The following is a 17,155-nucleotide window of genomic DNA, read 5'->3' on the forward strand; positions in this document are numbered from 1 at the left end:
GAGCCAAAAGCCCGCGATAGCTGCGACAGCTGTCGCAGCTATCGCGGGTATTGGACACCTGCCCCTTAGTCAACCGCGCAAGCCACTACCACGCAAGAACATAAAAATCAACACCAATGCTTGCAGCCCCTGTGTCAGGTAAAAAATTCCAGCTAAGTAGAGCAAGTGAAGGCGAAAGGTCATAGGCATAGCATCGCCTTACCAAATCGGAGGCAAAAAAATGACTGAAAAACACGAAGTCGAGGCGAGCACTGCTGAAAGGCATGCAACCTTTCTTCATCAAGCCGAGCGCTACACAAATGTACGCAACTCGATATCCGAGCTACGGACAAAGGAGGCGAACACACATGCAGAGGAAATATCAAAACCCCAAATAATTCGGTTAAGCCAACTCACTGAGATGCTGTCGATCTCACGCTCCTGCGTGTATGACTGGTTAAACCCAAGATCACCGAGGCACGACCCACTCTTTCCGAAACAAATTCGGTTATCCGGACGAAAAAACGGCGGTGCAGTCGGCTGGCGATTGGAATCAATCATGGCATGGCTCGACAGCCGCGGCTAACTATCAAGAAATGGAAAACATGGTGCCTTGAAAAAGCATCACGGAAATGTAACCGAAAAGAGACACTAACATGAACCAAGAAGCCACAAATAAAACAATCCTCTCAGCACTTAATAAATTTCCCCTACTGAAAGAATTTATTGTTGAAGTAGCCGAAACCACACAAGCTCCGCTTGAGCTAGCCCTAGCTTCGGCCCTATCAACAATCTCAATGCTATGCCAGCCATTAATAGATGTAAAACGACCAGGAAATATGATCGGACCAGTTTCACTTTTGATCATTAGCATTGCAAGCTCCGGCGAGAGAAAGTCAACAATCGAGAGTATGTTTCTAGGATATATTAGAACATATGTAAAGAATGCATTAATCACACACCAGAAAGAACTACTCGCCTGGAGTGTTAAATTGGAAGTTTGGGAAGCACGAAAGCGGAAAATCATCAAAGACATGAGCAATACGCCTCAAACTGAACCAGAATACCAATTACATGAAAGTGAGCTGCTACGCCATCAAGAACATAAACCTGAACGACCACGGGCATTCAACCCGTTTTACGAAGACGCTACTACAGCAGCCCTTATAAAGGGCATGCGACTTGACATGCCTTGGGCAGCACTAATGTCTAGTGAAGGGATTTCGGTTTTAAAAGGCGTATTCAATGACTTCGGTAAGATTAATGCATTATGGACCGGAAGCACTATAGACGTATCACGAGCAACAGTTGAAGGCTGTTCACTACATGATGCAAGACTGACTTTAGGGATTATGATTCAGCTCGAAGTACTAAAAGAGTATCTAGAGGGCAAGGGGGATCTTGCTCGCTCTGTTGGATTACTATCTCGCGCCTTAGTTTTTCATCCAGAATCGACTCAGGGAACGCGCTTCATAAAGAACAAAGCCATCAATAACGAAGTTATCGCAAAATATAACGAACGAGTGCACAACCTGCTGGAAAAATGCATGCACCGCCTACGCAATACTTCCGAAGAAAAGAAAACAATAAGCTTATCAACCAGTGCAGCTGCGTACTGGACTGAATCATACAACAAGATAGAGTCAGAACTGCAAGTAGGTGGCACATATGAAAGATCTAAGGATCATGCATCTAAGCTCAGCGAGAATATTGCTCGCGTAGCTGCACTTTTACGTTACTTCGAATTCGGCGAAGGGCTTATCACCCTAGAAGAGCTTCAAGCGGCAGAAAAAATCGTCCTCGAATGCTCAAAAACTTTTCGAAATGAATTTACATTTATGCCCAAGATCATCAGTGATTCAGAAATTTTATTCGCCTGGATTCAATCCAACTGTAAAAACTCGAATATATTTAACTGGGTTGATAAAAACGACATTCTCCGAAAAGGCCCATCAAAGTTTCGCGCAGTTTCGAAACTCAACCCCACATTAGACTGCTTAGTGGCCTCGGGAAAAATAATTGTGAATGATAAAGTTAGACCAGTCCGGATTGAAATAAACAGAAGCTTTTTATAACCCAGCACTTTACCACCGGCCTTGCGCCGGTGCTTTTTTTACTTGTAATACGATTCGAAATAATCTCAGTCACACATTACTGCAATGACATCACCACCAAAAAGGTTTTTTACCATGTCATTGCGCTGCCCTCACTGTCACTCACCCAAAGTCGCTTCATTCCATCAAGCCATGAAAGTTGGCGCAGCCATCGGCACCGTAGGCGGTGTTGCGCGTGGTGTCAGCGCTGCACTGGCCGGCGGCCAAGCAGGTGCGCTAGTTGGCACTATCGCTGGACCTTTCGGCATCACACTCGGCTATGTATCAGGTGCCATCCTCGGTGGCCTGGCCGGCGGGGTTGGTGGTTGTGCGCTCGGCGCGCAGCTGGGCGATACGCTCGACCGTCATGTCCTAGCCAACAACCTCTGCCTACTCTGCGGCCATCGCTTCAACCTGCCGGCCTGATCCGGCTCCCACTCTCTTTCTATTCATATCGTCCGGACGGTGCTGCGCCTTGCGCAGCGCTTTATGCCGTCCTGCACCCAAAGGAATCTCAACCATGGCTCATCTCGTCGAAACAATGGCCTACGCTGGCGCTGCTCCGTGGCACGGTCTGGGCAATCAACTCACTCAGAAACAACCCATCGAAGTCTGGCAACGCGAAGCCGGCATGGACTGGCAGATCCAGGAAAGCCCGGTGCATTTCAAATCGGACAGCATCGGTACGCTGGGCGCTATCCACTCGTTTCCCGAGCAAAAGGTGCTGTTCCGCTCGGACACTAAGGCACCGCTGTCAGTGGTCTCCAACCGCTACCACACTGTGCAGCCGCGCGAGGTGCTGGAGTTTTATCGAGACCTCACTGAGGTCTCTGGCTACGAGCTTGAAACTGCTGGTGTACTGAAAGGCGGGCGCAAATTCTGGGCGCTGGCGCGTACCGGGCAAGGTGCTGTGATCAAGGGTAACGATCAGGTTAATGGCTACTTGCTCCTGGCCACATCCTGCGACGGCACCCTGGCCACCACTGCCACGCCAACCACGGTACGGGTGGTCTGCAATAACACCCTGACCATCGCCCTGGACGGTGCCAGCCGGGCTATCAAGGTACCGCACAACACCCGCTTCGATCCAAAGGCGGTGAAGAAGCAACTCGGCATCGCCGTCTCGCAATGGGACGACTTCATGTACCGCATGCGCGCACTGGCCGAGCGCAAGGTGCAGTGGCATGAGGCACTGGGCTTCTTTATGAACGTGCTGTGCGAGACCAGTCCGACCGGTGCTCTACCGGAGGTGCTGCCCAACGAGCGCGCACTGCGCAAAGTCCAGGAACTGTACGAAGGTCGTGGTCGGGGCAGTCAGCTCGACTCAGCACGCGGCACTGCCTGGGGCCTGCTCAACTCCGTGACCGAGTTTGTCGATCACGAGCGCCGTGCCCGCAGCAACGAGTACCGCATGGACTCAGCCTGGTTCGGCCAGGGCGCGCAGATCAAACAACGTGCCCTGGATACCGCTCTGCAACTGGTCGCCTGACCGCTTAACCCCACCACTCCATAACGCCCGATCAGCCTAGTTGCTGATCGGGCGTTTCTATTTTCGCAAGGTGATCGCTATGAAAGCTACTCCGTTGAGCAGCGCCAGCAAGCCGCGCCCGGCTCTGCGTTTAATCAGCACCAAGGAATTACCACGTGAAGACTGGCTGGCAGTGCGCAAGCAAGGCATCGGCAGCTCGGATGCAGGTGCGGCTGTGGGCCTTAATCCCTATAAATCACAGCTGGAGCTGTGGATGGAAAAAACCGGGCGTGACACCACTCTGCCCAAGGCCGATCCGCACGATGAGGAAAGCCCGATGTACTGGGGCAATGTGCTGGAGCCTGTCGTGGCCTGGCATTACAGCAAACGCACTAAGAACAAGGTCCGGCGCATCAACGCCGTGCTGCAACACCCTGATCCTGAGCTGCCCTGGATGCTGGCCAACATCGACCGCGAGGTCATTGGTGCTGACGATGTGCAGATCCTCGAATGCAAGACAGCCGGCATAAACGGCGCACGCCTCTGGAAAGAAGGCGTGCCCGAGTATGTGCAGTTGCAGGTAATGCACCAGCTCGCCGTCACCGGCAAGCAAGCGGCCGATGTGGCGGTATTGCTGGGTGGCCAGACGCTGGAGATACATCGCATCGAACGGGACGAGCAGATGATTGCTCGCCTGATCGAGCTGGAACGCAAGTTCTGGCACTACGTCGAGACCGACACGCCACCGCCGGCTGATGGCTCAGCCTCGGCTGAAATAGCTCTGCGCGCGCTCTATCCTGAAGACAACGGCAAGACCGTCGATTTTAGTGGCCGTGCGGGTTTGGCAGCCGCCTATATCGAACTGAAAGCAGTACGCCAGTCGATGGCAGAAAAGGAAACCCGCGAAGCCCAGCTCAAGCAGATGCTGCAACAGGCTATGGGCGATGCCACCCGCGCCGAGTTCAGCCACGGCTTTATCAGTTGGAAGAAAGCCAAGGGCAGCAGCGTGCTCGACGTGGAAACCATGCTGAAGGATAAGCCTTACCTGCAGGTTCGCTATACCAAGCTCAAGGAAGGCAGCCGGCGCTTCCTGGTCAGCTGATTACCCCCATTTAACCATTCCCTCCCCCCTTGGCCAGCCCATGCAGTTAGCGCTGCGTGGCTGGCCTTTTTTCATTTCCAGGAGAACCACCATGCTCAAAGGTCTGGCTATCACCCCGCCGGTGCTCGGGCGGATTTCTATCGGTAAGGTCATCGAAAAGAACGGCAAACGCCTGCCGGAGAAAGATGACCAGTTCACCATCACTTCCCAGGTGCAAGGCAAGGACGGCTGGCTGCTGCACCCGCTCAACGACGAGTTGCGCCAGGGCAAGGACGACAAGCTGCGCAGCATCCCGGTACGCCTACTGTTCAACGAGCCGGAGCTGAACTTTCGCGCCGACTACACGCTGTTTGAACGGCAGTCCGGTCGACCGCTGTGTGTGGGCAATGGCGAGACCTGCAAACGCGCCACCCAAGACGGCATGCAGTCGCTCCCCTGCCCTTCACCGGATGCCTGTCCACTGGCCAAGGGCGGCGCTTGCAAGCCCTATGGCCGGCTAAACGTGCTGATTGGTGATGACGATCCGCTCGGCAGCTTCGTGTTTCGCACCACCGGCTTCAACAGCATTCGCACCCTGGCCGCTCGACTGCATTACTTCCAGGCTATTTCTGGCAATCGGCTGGCATGCCTGCCGCTGGAACTGCGCCTGCGCGGCAAGTCGACTCGCCAGAGCCATGGTACGCCGATCTTCTATGTCGACCTGACGGTACGCAGCGACATGGACATGGCCGAGACGCTGCTAGCTGCCACCGAACTGGATGCCAAACGGCAAAGCGCAGGCTTTGATCAGGTCGCGCTGGATGAGGCCGCGCAGCGTGGCTTGGCCAATGGTGCCTTCGAGGACAGCGAGGAAGACGCGGGGGCAATCGCCGAGGAGTTCTACCCCACCGAAGAAAGCCAACCGCCAGCCAGCAACACGCCGCAGCGCTCTGCGAAAGCCAGCCTGGCCGAGAAGCTGGATGCGCAAGCCCAGCGCCACACCCCTCCGACAGATAACCATCAAGGAGCCCACCATGCGCCTGCACAAGCTCAAAGCCAGTGACTCGACCGGAACCTACCTGGTCGAGTCGCCGGTCACGGAAGCCGACATCCTGCTGATGGCCCGGCAGTTGGCGAACCTGCGTCTGCGCCGGGGGCGAGCACTGACCTCACCGAAGGATGTGTTCAACCACCTGCAGGCGCTGCTGGCCGATTACGAGCATGAGGTATTCGCCCTGCTCCTGCTCGACAGCCGGCACCGGGTGATTGCCTTTCACGAGCTGTTCCGGGGCACGCTGGACAGTGCCAGCGTCTATCCCCGAGAAATCGTCAAGGCTGCCTTGGAGCACAACGCCGCGGCAACCGTGCTGGTACACAACCACCCTTCCGGTGATCCAGAACCCAGCCAAGCGGATTTCACCCTCACCCACAAATTGCAGGAGGCCCTGAATCTGGTGGGGGTGCGGACACTCGACCATATCGTGGTGGGCCAGGAAGGCTGCGTGTCGCTCGCGGAACTGGGTTACCTGTGAGGAGAAACGAAGATGAAGCTACTGCGGATCTTTGCTGCCGTTTTCATGTTTGCCGGCATCCTCGCCGGCTGCCTGGCCCTTCTGCTGCTGGTGATCCTGATGGTGCGCTTTCCGCCGCTGCTGATCGCTGTGCTGCTGGCGAGCTGGATTTTCTGCCGCCTGGTGAAGGTATTGGCACCAGGGAAAGCAACGGCAAAACCCACCACTGCACCACCAAAATAATCACTACCCCTGAGCAGCCAGACAAGCACTGGCCGCCTCAACTCGATAGGGAGCATTACGATGAACAGACAGTGTTTGATCTGCGAATCTCGGGCGGTACTGACACGGGACGCAGCCAAAGGACTGACCCTACTGGTCGGGCTGTTCAATGGCGCGATAAAGGGGGCTCAGCGCACGCATAAAGGGAGCGGCCATGCCGACCTCCTCAGCGGACTGGCAGCAGTCGAACCTGCTTACCCTGAGGCCCGGAAGGCGGCAGAGGATGTCGCGCGGTTTCACTTCGCCGGCTTCGACTGCCTGTGCCTGCGCTGCGGCGCTTTGTTTGATGAGACAGCAGAAAGTCAGGAGGGCCTTAGCCCCGGCTGAGGCGTTCCACCAGACGCTCCACTACTTCCAGTACCAGCGCACGATCACCCACGTTCAGCGTGGACAGCAGCCCCTGCAGTCGACGCGTCTGATCCTCCGGGCGCGTGCTGCCCTCGGTCAATAACTCGGCCGCGTCGCAGTTAAAGATCGCTGCCAACTCCACCAGACGCTCGACGTTGGGCATCACGATCCCACGCTCGATGCGCGACACCGCTTCACTGCCAATCTCAAGCTTCTCGGCAACCTGCTCCTGGCTCAGGTCACAGCGAACACGCTGTCGAGCAATCGCCTGGCCAACGAGTGTCGCTAACTGCTTCGAATCGATTTTTGGCATCCCACCCTCCAAGTCAACTCAAATGGTCGAACACCACCCCGTTGACATGAATGACTTTACGAACCGAAACTCACCTCAAAAGGTTGATAAGGCCTGAAGTCCTTTTCAGTTCCCCTAATGAGGAACTGCAGATGAAGAACAGCGCGTCAGCGCAAGTACCAACACAAAAGGAAAATTCAAAATGAAGGAAATGTCCTCAACCGCAACGATTAGCAACGCGAAAACAACTCAGGAGCCACTAATGAAAACTGCCTTGACGCTTGGATTAGCGCCTTCCACGAAGATATGGGCGAGGATGCGATGATCGTGAGCGAGCAGCTTACTGAGTGGCAAGACTGGTGTAGCGAAGGGCGGTTGCCGTAACGAGTACTATTAAGCGGATATCCGCTCTGCCGTCATCCAGTGCGGGCTGCCCATGGGCTGACCGCACTGGTTAATGGTTTTTCTTTTCCCTACGTTTTTTTCAGAGCACTAGAACCGACGCCATGCCTGTCATCACCGTATACTTGGCCTTAAAGAGATAACTCACTATTTAGTAAAGCTTACTAAAGGCATCAGCATCGTCAGGACTAAATATATAGCGCGACTCAGAACTCAAACGACAAATCGCATTCTTGGGCACTTCAACCAGACCATATATTTCCTAAGCCGGCAAACTCAAGGTACTGACCTAAGCCTCGTGTAAGCGTTCATCCCGCGAAGAAATTTCTACGAAACGAAATGCAAGCTCGATAAAAAACAGCATAACTTAGATTACTGCGGTAAGTTTAATCTCTGCAGTGCAATGCAGTTATATCTGTGATGCACATGCAAGCACTTGGATAATCAAATTAGCTAGACAGCTAGCGAACCCTTCCGACCAAAATCGATGAATGAATCACCACGTGTAACTCTAAGTGTTACCTCTGAATGGTTCAGCCAACTGATCTACATATCCCGAGGGGTAACGACGATCACGCAGGCCGACATCATTACTACTAGGTTGCTTGGCACTGTCGTAGAAGGTTTTGAAGAGCAGATCCCACACCAGCAGGAACTCACCGAAATTAACCTGGGCATCCTCAAAGTCACGCTTGTGATGCCAGCGATGCGTTTCAGCCACGCCGATAATGCGCCGCAACAATCCTAGCGAGTAGTCCACATTGGAATGCTGGAAAGCCAAATGCACTGTAAGTATCCCAAACCAGGCTGCCACCAATTCTGATGGCGTGCCCATCGCGAAAAGTACGAGCAATCCAGGGCCGGCCATGATTGCGGCATGAAGAGGATGCCGACGCTCTCCATTCATCCAGTAGAGCCGCTCAGCGCTATGATGAGGCTCGTGTAGGTGCCACAGCCAGGGGACGTGATGGCTCAGGCGGTGCATGGCATACAAACTCAGGTCCAAGATAGCTGCCACGATGAGCAGTTGTAACCAGAGAGGCAGCCCGGTAGGAAACCCACTCAGCTCAGCAGGCACAAGATCCCCCACGCGAGATAGAACAGCGGCAGTGAACTGGATGACCGATAAATTCACGACAAGGTGAATAAAGTCCGTCAGGGTGTCATCGTGATCGCTGAGCCAGTCCTGCCGGAAAGGCTGGAGTCGCTCCAGGCCAGCTACGCAGCCGACGCCCACGGCTGCCAGTATGGCTGTACTTGGCCAGTAAGGAATGCCTTGATAGAGCAGCCAGATCATCACTGCCGATATACCACCGAAAATCGCCGGATAACTAAACCAGCGAAGCAAAAACCTCGACGTGCTGCCCATTGTGAACCCTCCATGCAGTAGGTTTCACTTTGAACTGTTCGCCTGCTACAGGCTTGAACGAAGGAGCTGATCACTTAGGATGCGGATACGCAAACCGCATCAGCAAAAATATCCCGGTTGAAATGAATATCAGCTTCTTAGCCTCACATGACCGAGCGCTGAAGAGGGGTCGAGCCCAAACAGCGCACGAAACGAACGTGAAAAATGGGCTGCGTCGGCAAATCCAGCGGCATGGGCGGCAGCTGTCAGGTTATGGCCGACAGATACGAACCGTAGCGCTACGACCAGCCGACTCCATTTGCGATAGCTACGCAGTGGAAGGCCGGTTTGCTCGACAAACCAATGAGAGAAACGGGTGGGCGACAGATGCACAAGCTCGGCCAGTCGCGCCCGATCATCTTGCCGCTCCTCAAGCGCCTGAAGCACAGCCCGCATACGCGGATCAGCCGCCTGCGGCATTTTCAGACCCAGCAACCGCCTGACCTCCTCGCGAACCAGTTGAGCAGGTAACTCCGGCGTTTCAAGTAGCTGCTCGATGGCCGACGTATTACCTGCCGGGATCGAGACCAGCTGGGCAGCCGCTATACAGTTCATGGCACGGGCCTCTTCTGACAGCGCATCGAGGTAGATCGAAAGCACTTCATCGCCTTCAATCTGATGCAGTGTGCCGGCCTTTATGCAGATGGCCGGTGCAGTAAGCGCCTGACTCTGCGCTCGCACCGTTACTTGGCCGCCAAGGCCAATGGTCACTTGGTGCGCCATGTGGCTATGCCGCTCATGGCTGCCGGTGTACCCCAAGAAAATCCCTAGCCCTGGGGACACCCAAGCTTTTCCACGCCAGCAGACACCTTCGGAAATGGCCATTTGAGCCCCTCAGACTTTTGTGTCGTGCTGCTGTTCGATTTTGCGAATTTCGGCTTGAAAAGCCTCATCCAACAGGTTCGGCTTCTTGCGCCAGGGCTGGCGGTCAGGCTTGCGCTGAGCGGCGTACAACAAAATTTCACCACCCGTGGTGGCGACAAAGCTTTGTGCTTGTCGCTCAAGTTCAGCTCTCAACTCGTCTTTGGTCATGATGCCCCTATTATGGCTGCTGGGGAAATTCCATGTGGAAGGCTGTGGTTCCGTCGCAGGAGGTGCACCAGATCTTTCCTTTGTGGGACTCAACGATGGATCGAGTAATGGCCAAGCCAAGCCCAGCATTGCTCGGACTGCCTTCACGACGCGCCGGGTCTACTCGATAGAACCGGTCGAAAAGCTTATCCAGGTGCTCCGGTTTGATGGTTTCACCTGGGTTCGCGATGGTGAGCGTGACAGCACTTGCGGTCGACTTGACCGTTACTAATATCGTCTGTCCGGCAGGTGTATAGCGCAGAGCATTGGACAACAAGTTCGAGATCGCCCGATCCAGCATCAGCTTGTCACCCAGCACGCTGCCAGTGCCGGTCACAACCAACTGGATGCCTTGCTCGTCTGCTAACAGGTGGTAGTACTCAATCAGCTTGGTGGCTACCTCGCTGAGCTCAATACGCTTTTGCTGAGGAATGATCAAGCCGTTGTCCGATTTTGCCAGGAACAGCATGTCATCGATCATTCGCGACATACGTTTCAGATCGTCTAAATTTGAGTAGAGATTCTCTTCATAAGCTTCGAGATTGCGTTTTTGGGTAAGTACCACCTCGGTATGCGTCATCAGGTTGCTAAGAGGTGTGCGTAACTCATGAGCGATATCGGCAGAGAAATTTGAGAGCCGAACAAATGCGTCGTCAAGTCTGGCAAGCATCGCATTAAACGAAGTCACCAACTGCTGAAGCTCAAGGGGGACGGGCCCCAGTGGGATACGCTCTTTCAGTGACCTTGCCGACATAGACGTTGCAACCTGAGTAACCTGTCGCAGGGGTCTCAATCCACTACGCGCGACCACCCAGCCCAACGCAGCGCTGACCAGTGCGCTAATTACTAGACCGATCCAGAACCACCGCTGCAACGTTTCAAAGAAATGCACGTGGTTGGTCACATCGAGAATCAGCAAAACCGTTAGGAACGCGGGTTCATCCTCTGTTGATACCGGCGCAGTCATACCTCGGTACTTGTGCCCATTTTGCTCCCACTCCCACATACCGTAGTCACGGTTGAAGCGGTACTTCTCGGGAACATTGAACAGCTGTGGCTCGGCAAAAAGTACCGTACCGTCGTTTGCCAGGATGATTGCCGCTAAATCGTGGTGGGCTCCTAACAGCGCTTTTAGCTGAGGCAGCACTCCTTCAAGGTCTGCATGACTGCGGGCGTTGCTCAGGATTGCCTGGGTCGACTCAAGCTTCTCGTCCAGCGTCTGCTGGTCGAGCATCATAAAATGATGCCGGCTAAAATGATTGAAGCCCAGGCCGGCCACCGTGAGGACTGCAATAACCGCAAGCATAAACATCAAACTCATACGTGCGGTCAGCGACAGATGCGTCATTCAGACTCCGGTGCATCGAGCATATAACCCATACCACGTGAGGTATGAATCAGCTTCAATTCAAAATCATCGTCAATTTTCGCCCGCAAGCGTCGGATAGCCACCTCGATCACATTGGTGTCGCTGTCAAAATTCATGTCCCATACCTGAGAAGCGATCAACGACTTGGGAAGGACTTCGCCGCGGCGGCGCAGCAGTAGTTCCAGTAACGCGAACTCCTTCGCGGTCAGGTCAATTCGCTTGCCACTGCGCACGGCACGCCGCTTAAGCAGATCAACTTCAAGGTCGGCTATTTTCATGGTGGTCTGCGTGGGCGAACTATTGCCGCGCCGCAGTAATGTTCTGACGCGCGCTAACAACTCAGAAAAGGCGAATGGCTTGACTAGGTAGTCGTCCGCCCCCAGTTCTAAGCCTTTCACGCGATCTTCAACACCGTCACGGGCCGTCAAAAATAGTACCGGCACATCCTTGCCTGCAGCACGAACCATCCGCAGGACTTCCCAGCCATCTAGGCCAGGCATCATCACGTCCAGAATCAACAGGTCATAGGCTTCGCTCAGTGCATGCTGAAGCGCATCCGTTCCCGTCATAACACGGTCGACGTTGAATCCAGCCTCTGTGAGGCCCTGTTGCAGGTAAGTGCCTGTTTTTGGCTCGTCTTCAGCGACCAGAAGTTTCATGCGGGCTGTTCCCAAATTTTGAGTAGCCTGAGTGTGCAGTCAAATCCCCCTCCCAACCACAAGCTGACGAAAATGTAATCCTAGCCTCATGTATCTGTAAGGATGACTTGTCTAGGGTGCAGGCATGAGCACTAGGTTGTGCTCTTGGCCCTCGAGTGCATAACGACGCCGAGAGCCGCCACAGTTTTAACTGAGGAGACTGCCCAATGAAATTGCTTAAGCCTTTAATTCTGGTTGGTTCACTTCTACTTTCTTCCGTTGTTTGGGCCGAGGGTGGGGGTGACCGCCTCTTCGAGCGCATGGAGGATATGCGCGACAAAGCTGAAGCGGTACTGATTCAGGCGGAAAAAGCCCCGGCAAGCGAGCGCCATGTGCACATGAAAGAGCACATGGGGATGCTAGGCGACATGATGAGTCAGCTCCACAGTCAGCACCCGGATCCAGGTATTACCACTGAAGAACATCTCGCATGGATGGAGCGACACGACAAACTGGTTGATGACGTCCTCGCGCAAATGATTCGTGAGCACAAGCTCATGATGGCTGATAAAGAGTGCCACCCTTAAGAATTCCCATCTTCAAGGCCTTCATGATTGCTCCTTTGGCCTAGCGGCGCCTCGACGGTGCCGCATTTTTTCAAGCTTACTAATTTGTAGTTTTGGGGTAAGCCCCCCGGCAGGATGCGGGGAATAGCATGAGATTTCCAACCACCTCAATGAGGTCTCATCATGAAACGTTCACCGTCACAACTTTTGGTCACAGCACTTCTCTTCGTAGCTGTAACTCAAGCCTCTGCGCAAACTTCCAGCAGTGCACCCAACATTGACCAGCAGACCCAAGCGACCCCCTCTACGCGTACCGTTTTCATCAAGATGGATGACATCAGCTACGGCCAGAAATCTATCGATGTGAGGCCTGGCGAAACTGTCCGCTTCGTGTTGAAGAATGAAGGAGCGCTGATGCACGAATTCAATATCGGTAAAGCCGTATCGCAACTGAATCATCAACGCGAAATGGCAGCCTTGTTCAAAGACGGCACACTGACGCCAACAGGCAAAGCAAAGTCCATCGTCTGGCATGAACGGTCGGGCCTAGGAGACTCCAACCCACCGGGTATCCCTGAAGTCGTTGAAGCAGCACATGATGACCCTAACGCCATACTTGTTGAGCCCGGAACTACCAAGGAGTTTGTCTGGACCTTCAGCGACTCGGCCAACCTCAACTTCGCCTGCACCCTCCCTGGACATTATCAAGCGGGGATGGTCGGTGAGTTCGTACTTCGCTGACTCAATAACCAGCGGCCCAGCAAAAGCTAGGCCGCACCTGACTTCAGTACATCTTTCGAGTTTGTAGTTTTCGCGTAAGCCAACTGACAGCATTGCCTGGTTAGCATCGATATTGTGCCCAACAACTCCATTTCAGAGATTCATTATGAAAACCAAACTAACTTCATTTTTTCTCGCCACAACCCTGGTTTTCTCGGCCTCTGCTGCCATGGCTAACCCGAGCCATAGTAAAAGCGCTATAGGCCAACCAGGAGACGCCAAGCAAGCTGATCGCACCATCGAAATCAAGATGGGCGATATCTTCTTCGAACCGAAGAGTATTGATATCACAGCGGGAGAAACCGTCCGCTTCGTGCTCAAGAATGAGGGCTCGCTGCTGCATGAATTCAACCTGGGCATGGCAGCTGCACATGCCGCCCATCAAAAAGAAATGGCCGCAATGTTTCAGAACGGCACACTTTCCCCAACGGGCGCACAGGACATGAGCAACATGGATCACGCCATGGGCGGGATGAAGATGGTCGGCATGAAACACGACGATCCAAACAGCGTCTTGATCGAGCCGGGAGCCACTGAAGAACTGGTATGGGCCTTTACCAAGGCAACGGGCCTTGAGTTCGCCTGCAACATCCCAGGTCATTACCAATCGGGGATGGTCGGCAAAGTGAACGTACGCTAATCGTTGAGTTTGGATTGATACAGGTCAATCGCCTGAGCGCAGTAGAGACTATTATCATTTGCTATCCCACCAGTACCGCCTCAACTCAAACGAGGACCGAGCTATGGACCACTCCCACCGCCCAGGCTCTGAATTGCCATTTTGGAAAAGCAAAATTGGCATTGCGCTGATCATGCTGGCCGTCATCGGCGTGTTTTATGTGGCCCGCGAGCATTTTGGCCACCTGTCTCAGGCACTGCCTTACTTGATTCTACTGCTGTGCCCACTGATGCACATGTTCGGCCACAACCATGGTGGGCACTCCCATCAGGATGGTGCCGATACCCCCAAGGACGACAACCGGAAGTAAGCACTATGCACACCACCTCGTGCCATCTTGACCATGACCATGACCATGACCATTCCAAGCATCAGGAAGACCAACATGGGGGCCAGCACGATCCGGTGTGCGGCATGGCCGTCAAGCCAGACAGCCCATTTAGTGAGAACCACGAAGGTCAGACACACCGCTTCTGCAGCGCGAAATGCCAGGAAAAGTTCAGGGCAGCACCTAGCCGCTATGTGAAGCCTCCCCAGCATGCGGAACATCAGCATCATGAAGCTGCGCCGCCCTCACCAGGTGCCACAGGGGCTGCAGAATACACCTGCCCGATGCATCCGGAAATACGCCAGCCAAGACCTGGTAATTGCCCCATCTGCGGCATGACCTTGGAGGCAGTGATTCCGGAGCTGGAGGAAGAGGAGAGTTCAGAGCTCCAGGATTTCACCCAGCGATTCTGGTGGACACTCCCGCTCACGATTATCGTCACGGTCTTGGCGATGGCCGGCCACTCATTAACGCTATTCCATGGTGCAACGCAGAACTGGGTTGAGCTTGCCTTGGCGACGCCTGTGACGCTCTGGGGCGGCTGGGTATTCTTTGCCCGAGGCATCGATTCGATCCGCCATCGCAGCCCAAATATGTGGACACTGATTGGCCTGGGCACAGCGGCAGCCTACCTATACAGCGTTGCAGCGACCCTTGCCCCACAGCTGTTTCCCCAAGCGTTCTTCCAGGACGGACGTATTGGCGTCTACTTCGAGGCTGCGGCAGTGATCATCTCGCTGACGCTATTGGGCCAGATGCTCGAACTCAAGGCCCGCTCACAAACCTCAGCCGCCATTAAATCGCTATTGGGCCTGGCCCCTAAAACCGCGCGGCGCATCAACCCTGACGGCCAGGAAGAAGATGTGCCGTTGACCCATGTGCACCTGGGCGACCATCTGCGAGTACGTCCCGGTGAGAAAGTCCCAGTGGACGGAACCGTTCTCGAAGGTGAGAGCGCCGTCGATGAGGCCATGCTGACCGGCGAACCGCTACCGGTAACCAAGCGCGTTGGCGATCCGCTGATCGGCGCAACTATGAATACCCACGGTAGCCTGGTCATGCAGGCGGAGAAGGTGGGGGCCGATACCATGCTGTCCCAGATCGTGCAGATGGTCGCCCGGGCGCAGCGCTCCAAGGCCCCCATGCAGCGCATGGCCGATGCAGTCGCGGGCTATTTCGTGCTCGGCGTGATCGCCATCGCGATCCTCACGTTCTTCGGCTGGGGCTTGTTCGGCCCGGAGTCGGGCTGGGTATTCGGCCTGATCAACGCGGTTGCCGTACTAATCATTGCCTGCCCTTGCGCACTGGGCTTGGCGACCCCCATGTCGGTGATGGTCTCGACCGGCAAAGCTGCCACCAGTGGCGTCTTGTTCCGCGATGCCAGTGCCATAGAGAACCTGTGCAAGATCGATACGCTGATCGTCGACAAGACCGGCACGCTGACCGAGGGACGGCCTGTATTTCATAGCGCTGAGGGTAGCGGTCAGTTCGCGCCGGACGAGGTGCTGCGCTTGGCTGCAAGCCTCGATCAAGGCAGCGAGCATCCGCTGGCCCATGCAATCGTTGACCACGCCCGCGCACAAGGCGTTGAATTGGCCAAACCGGGTTCTTTCGAGTCGGGCTCAGGCATTGGTGTGCGTGGCCACGTGGACGGTCGACAACTTCAACTGGGTAATACGGCGCTGATGGAAGAGGCCGGAGTAGATGTCACCCCTCTGCGCAACCGTGCAGAGCAACTTCGACTGGAGGGCATCAGCATTATTTACTTGGCGGTAGATGGCGTACTGGCAGGGCTGCTGGCTGTCTCTGACCCGATCAAACCGACCGCCAAGCAAGCAGTCATCCGGCTTCAAGAGGTCGATGTGAAAGTCATCATGGCCACCGGTGATGGGCTCACGACCGCAAGAGCTGTGGCCAAGGAACTGGGTATCGAAGAAGTCCATGGCGAGGTTAAACCTCAGGACAAGGAAAAGCTGGTGGCCGACCTGCAGAGCTACGGCCGCCGAGTGGCTATGGCTGGCGACGGCATCAACGATGCCCCCGCACTGGCCCGTGCCGATGTCGGTATCGCGATGGGAACCGGTACTGACGTGGCCATGAACAGTGCTCAGGTGACCTTGGTCAAAGGTGATCTGATGGGCATCTTACGGGCAAGAACCTTGTCCGTAGCCACGGTGAAAAATATGCGCCAGAACCTGGCCTTTGCCTTCATCTACAACGCAATGGGCATACCACTCGCGGCAGGGTTGTTCTACCCCCTGACCGGTCACCTGCTATCACCCATGATTGCGGCTTTGGCCATGAGCGTCAGCTCGGCATCGGTTGTATTCAATGCATTGAGGCTGCGGAAAATCCGCATCGACTGAAATGAGCATGGATCTAAAACCAGTCGACAGGTGCCGGCAATTCCATCAACTCCGAAAGAACATCGACCAACGCTAAAAAACAGGCTTGACCTTACCATCGTGTCAAGGTTGATGCTCAGGTTACGGCATCTATGCCGCCTAACCAACGAGGTAATTTATGTTCGTTCTACAGGTATCAGGAATGGGTTGTGGCAGTTGCGTTAGCAAGATCACAAAGGCAATTCAGGCGGTAGATGAAGACGCAAAAGTGGAAGTTGACCGGGCTGCCGGTAAGGTATCGGTAGACAGCCAAGAACCTGCGGAATCTATCCGCAAGGTGATTCAAGACCTGGGTTATGCCGCACAGATCAGCGCCTAAAAGCCGACTGGGTTGTGATCGACACCATTTGACGCCCTTAATCCGAGCTTTTGCGACGCTGAGGTCATGGCTTCGGGGCCATGACCTCATTTGAAACTCTTGATGTCAGACCAGTACCGCTGTCTGTGCTTCGATC

Annotated in this window: 21 protein-coding genes; 15 read left to right on the forward strand and 6 right to left on the reverse strand. The window is 54.7% G+C overall.

Translation table 11 applies throughout. From position 1 onward, the window contains the following. The first annotated feature begins 220 nt into the window (after positions 1-220). From Q0V31_RS02700 to Q0V31_RS02740, 9 genes are all read left to right on the forward strand, one after another. A complete protein-coding gene (locus Q0V31_RS02700; protein ID WP_298184239.1) occupies positions 221-565 on the forward strand; it encodes an AlpA family phage regulatory protein in 345 nt (114 codons plus the stop codon). 70 nt (positions 566-635) lie between these two features. Beyond that, positions 636-2,054: a YfjI family protein gene (locus Q0V31_RS02705; RefSeq protein WP_298184241.1), complete on the forward strand. Its 1,419-nt coding sequence runs from the start codon at positions 636-638 to the stop codon at positions 2,052-2,054. A 171-nt stretch (positions 2,055-2,225) separates the two neighbouring features. Then, positions 2,226-2,498, forward strand: a complete 273-nt coding sequence (locus Q0V31_RS02710) for a hypothetical protein (RefSeq protein ID WP_298184243.1) — start codon at positions 2,226-2,228, stop codon at positions 2,496-2,498. Between the two features lie 94 nt (positions 2,499-2,592). Then, the gene (locus Q0V31_RS02715) at positions 2,593-3,561 is read left to right on the forward strand and encodes a DUF932 domain-containing protein (RefSeq protein WP_298184245.1); all 969 of its coding nucleotides are present in this window, start codon (positions 2,593-2,595) and stop codon (positions 3,559-3,561) included. Positions 3,562-3,640: 79 nt separating this feature from the next. After that, on the forward strand, positions 3,641-4,642 hold the full coding sequence (locus Q0V31_RS02720; protein WP_298184248.1) for a lambda-exonuclease family protein: 1,002 nt from the start codon (positions 3,641-3,643) through the stop codon (positions 4,640-4,642). A 91-nt stretch (positions 4,643-4,733) separates the two neighbouring features. Continuing rightward, complete coding sequence (locus tag Q0V31_RS02725; RefSeq protein ID WP_298184250.1) at positions 4,734-5,684, forward strand: hydrolase or metal-binding protein; 951 nt, start codon at positions 4,734-4,736, stop codon at positions 5,682-5,684. Next, the gene (gene radC, locus Q0V31_RS02730; RefSeq protein ID WP_298184252.1) at positions 5,656-6,153 is read left to right on the forward strand and encodes a DNA repair protein RadC; all 498 of its coding nucleotides are present in this window, start codon (positions 5,656-5,658) and stop codon (positions 6,151-6,153) included. Before Q0V31_RS02725 ends, radC begins: the two co-directional genes overlap by 29 nt. Before the next feature lie 12 nt (positions 6,154-6,165). Further along, on the forward strand, positions 6,166-6,375 hold the full coding sequence (locus Q0V31_RS02735) for a hypothetical protein (RefSeq protein WP_298184254.1): 210 nt from the start codon (positions 6,166-6,168) through the stop codon (positions 6,373-6,375). A 60-nt stretch (positions 6,376-6,435) separates the two neighbouring features. Beyond that, positions 6,436-6,741 carry a hypothetical protein gene (locus tag Q0V31_RS02740; RefSeq protein ID WP_298184256.1) on the forward strand — a complete coding sequence of 102 codons (306 nt, stop codon included), beginning with the start codon at positions 6,436-6,438 and terminating at the stop codon, positions 6,739-6,741. Here Q0V31_RS02740 and Q0V31_RS02745 read toward each other — a convergent pair. The 6 genes from Q0V31_RS02745 to Q0V31_RS02770 all read right to left on the reverse strand — a co-directional run bounded on the left by Q0V31_RS02745 (position 6,728) and on the right by Q0V31_RS02770 (position 11,963). After that, positions 6,728-7,075, reverse strand: coding sequence for a helix-turn-helix transcriptional regulator (locus Q0V31_RS02745; RefSeq protein WP_298184258.1), 348 nt, complete (start codon positions 7,073-7,075; stop codon positions 6,728-6,730). The two genes, Q0V31_RS02740 and Q0V31_RS02745, sit on opposite strands and share 14 nt — an antisense overlap. 892 nt (positions 7,076-7,967) lie before the next feature. Then, a complete protein-coding gene (locus tag Q0V31_RS02750; protein WP_298184260.1) occupies positions 7,968-8,825 on the reverse strand; it encodes a sterol desaturase family protein in 858 nt (285 codons plus the stop codon). Between the two features lie 129 nt (positions 8,826-8,954). Then, a complete protein-coding gene (locus Q0V31_RS02755) occupies positions 8,955-9,689 on the reverse strand; it encodes a helix-turn-helix domain-containing protein (RefSeq protein WP_298184263.1) in 735 nt (244 codons plus the stop codon). A 9-nt stretch (positions 9,690-9,698) separates the two neighbouring features. Beyond that, positions 9,699-9,896, reverse strand: a complete 198-nt coding sequence (locus tag Q0V31_RS02760) for a hypothetical protein (RefSeq protein ID WP_298184265.1) — start codon at positions 9,894-9,896, stop codon at positions 9,699-9,701. Positions 9,897-9,906: 10 nt separating this feature from the next. After that, positions 9,907-11,283 carry a heavy metal sensor histidine kinase gene (locus tag Q0V31_RS02765; RefSeq protein ID WP_298184267.1) on the reverse strand — a complete coding sequence of 459 codons (1,377 nt, stop codon included), beginning with the start codon at positions 11,281-11,283 and terminating at the stop codon, positions 9,907-9,909. Continuing rightward, positions 11,280-11,963 (reverse strand): heavy metal response regulator transcription factor, encoded by a 684-nt coding sequence (locus Q0V31_RS02770; RefSeq protein ID WP_298184269.1) that lies wholly within the window; start codon positions 11,961-11,963, stop codon positions 11,280-11,282. Before Q0V31_RS02770 ends, Q0V31_RS02765 begins: the two co-directional genes overlap by 4 nt. Before the next feature lie 206 nt (positions 11,964-12,169). Here Q0V31_RS02770 and Q0V31_RS02775 point away from each other — a divergent pair, with 206 nt between their 5' ends. The 6 genes from Q0V31_RS02775 to Q0V31_RS02800 all read left to right on the forward strand — a co-directional run bounded on the left by Q0V31_RS02775 (position 12,170) and on the right by Q0V31_RS02800 (position 17,019). Next, on the forward strand, positions 12,170-12,529 hold the full coding sequence (locus Q0V31_RS02775) for a co-regulatory protein PtrA N-terminal domain-containing protein (RefSeq protein ID WP_298184271.1): 360 nt from the start codon (positions 12,170-12,172) through the stop codon (positions 12,527-12,529). A gap of 162 nt (positions 12,530-12,691) precedes the next feature. After that, positions 12,692-13,249, forward strand: a complete 558-nt coding sequence (locus Q0V31_RS02780) for a plastocyanin/azurin family copper-binding protein (RefSeq protein WP_298184273.1) — start codon at positions 12,692-12,694, stop codon at positions 13,247-13,249. 145 nt (positions 13,250-13,394) lie between these two features. Continuing rightward, positions 13,395-13,928: a cupredoxin family protein gene (locus tag Q0V31_RS02785; RefSeq protein ID WP_298184275.1), complete on the forward strand. Its 534-nt coding sequence runs from the start codon at positions 13,395-13,397 to the stop codon at positions 13,926-13,928. A gap of 103 nt (positions 13,929-14,031) precedes the next feature. Beyond that, a complete protein-coding gene (locus Q0V31_RS02790; RefSeq protein WP_298184276.1) occupies positions 14,032-14,277 on the forward strand; it encodes a DUF2933 domain-containing protein in 246 nt (81 codons plus the stop codon). A 5-nt stretch (positions 14,278-14,282) separates the two neighbouring features. Further along, positions 14,283-16,661 (forward strand): heavy metal translocating P-type ATPase, encoded by a 2,379-nt coding sequence (locus tag Q0V31_RS02795; protein ID WP_298184277.1) that lies wholly within the window; start codon positions 14,283-14,285, stop codon positions 16,659-16,661. A gap of 157 nt (positions 16,662-16,818) precedes the next feature. Further along, complete coding sequence (locus tag Q0V31_RS02800; RefSeq protein WP_298184279.1) at positions 16,819-17,019, forward strand: heavy-metal-associated domain-containing protein; 201 nt, start codon at positions 16,819-16,821, stop codon at positions 17,017-17,019. Positions 17,020-17,155: the final 136 nt, after the last annotated feature.

The organism is uncultured Pseudomonas sp., from assembly GCF_943846705.1.
Lineage (GTDB): Bacteria > Pseudomonadota > Gammaproteobacteria > Pseudomonadales > Pseudomonadaceae > Aquipseudomonas.

What these genes read in the sequence shown, in the direction of transcription:
- Q0V31_RS02700 (WP_298184239.1), top strand. Translation starts at nt 221, where the DNA reads ATGACTGAAAAACACGAAGTCGAGGCGAGCACTGCTGAAAGGCATGCA.
- Q0V31_RS02705 (WP_298184241.1), top strand. Translation starts at nt 636, where the DNA reads ATGAACCAAGAAGCCACAAATAAAACAATCCTCTCAGCACTTAATAAA.
- Q0V31_RS02710 (WP_298184243.1), top strand. Translation starts at nt 2,226, where the DNA reads ATGAAAGTTGGCGCAGCCATCGGCACCGTAGGCGGTGTTGCGCGTGGT.
- Q0V31_RS02715 (WP_298184245.1), top strand. Translation starts at nt 2,593, where the DNA reads ATGGCTCATCTCGTCGAAACAATGGCCTACGCTGGCGCTGCTCCGTGG.
- Q0V31_RS02720 (WP_298184248.1), top strand. Translation starts at nt 3,641, where the DNA reads ATGAAAGCTACTCCGTTGAGCAGCGCCAGCAAGCCGCGCCCGGCTCTG.
- Q0V31_RS02725 (WP_298184250.1), top strand. Translation starts at nt 4,734, where the DNA reads ATGCTCAAAGGTCTGGCTATCACCCCGCCGGTGCTCGGGCGGATTTCT.
- radC (WP_298184252.1), top strand. Translation starts at nt 5,656, where the DNA reads ATGCGCCTGCACAAGCTCAAAGCCAGTGACTCGACCGGAACCTACCTG.
- Q0V31_RS02735 (WP_298184254.1), top strand. Translation starts at nt 6,166, where the DNA reads ATGAAGCTACTGCGGATCTTTGCTGCCGTTTTCATGTTTGCCGGCATC.
- Q0V31_RS02740 (WP_298184256.1), top strand. Translation starts at nt 6,436, where the DNA reads ATGAACAGACAGTGTTTGATCTGCGAATCTCGGGCGGTACTGACACGG.
- Q0V31_RS02745 (WP_298184258.1), bottom strand. Translation starts at nt 7,075, where the DNA reads ATGCCAAAAATCGATTCGAAGCAGTTAGCGACACTCGTTGGCCAGGCG.
- Q0V31_RS02750 (WP_298184260.1), bottom strand. Translation starts at nt 8,825, where the DNA reads ATGGGCAGCACGTCGAGGTTTTTGCTTCGCTGGTTTAGTTATCCGGCG.
- Q0V31_RS02755 (WP_298184263.1), bottom strand. Translation starts at nt 9,689, where the DNA reads ATGGCCATTTCCGAAGGTGTCTGCTGGCGTGGAAAAGCTTGGGTGTCC.
- Q0V31_RS02760 (WP_298184265.1), bottom strand. Translation starts at nt 9,896, where the DNA reads ATGACCAAAGACGAGTTGAGAGCTGAACTTGAGCGACAAGCACAAAGC.
- Q0V31_RS02765 (WP_298184267.1), bottom strand. Translation starts at nt 11,283, where the DNA reads ATGACGCATCTGTCGCTGACCGCACGTATGAGTTTGATGTTTATGCTT.
- Q0V31_RS02770 (WP_298184269.1), bottom strand. Translation starts at nt 11,963, where the DNA reads ATGAAACTTCTGGTCGCTGAAGACGAGCCAAAAACAGGCACTTACCTG.
- Q0V31_RS02775 (WP_298184271.1), top strand. Translation starts at nt 12,170, where the DNA reads ATGAAATTGCTTAAGCCTTTAATTCTGGTTGGTTCACTTCTACTTTCT.
- Q0V31_RS02780 (WP_298184273.1), top strand. Translation starts at nt 12,692, where the DNA reads ATGAAACGTTCACCGTCACAACTTTTGGTCACAGCACTTCTCTTCGTA.
- Q0V31_RS02785 (WP_298184275.1), top strand. Translation starts at nt 13,395, where the DNA reads ATGAAAACCAAACTAACTTCATTTTTTCTCGCCACAACCCTGGTTTTC.
- Q0V31_RS02790 (WP_298184276.1), top strand. Translation starts at nt 14,032, where the DNA reads ATGGACCACTCCCACCGCCCAGGCTCTGAATTGCCATTTTGGAAAAGC.
- Q0V31_RS02795 (WP_298184277.1), top strand. Translation starts at nt 14,283, where the DNA reads ATGCACACCACCTCGTGCCATCTTGACCATGACCATGACCATGACCAT.
- Q0V31_RS02800 (WP_298184279.1), top strand. Translation starts at nt 16,819, where the DNA reads ATGTTCGTTCTACAGGTATCAGGAATGGGTTGTGGCAGTTGCGTTAGC.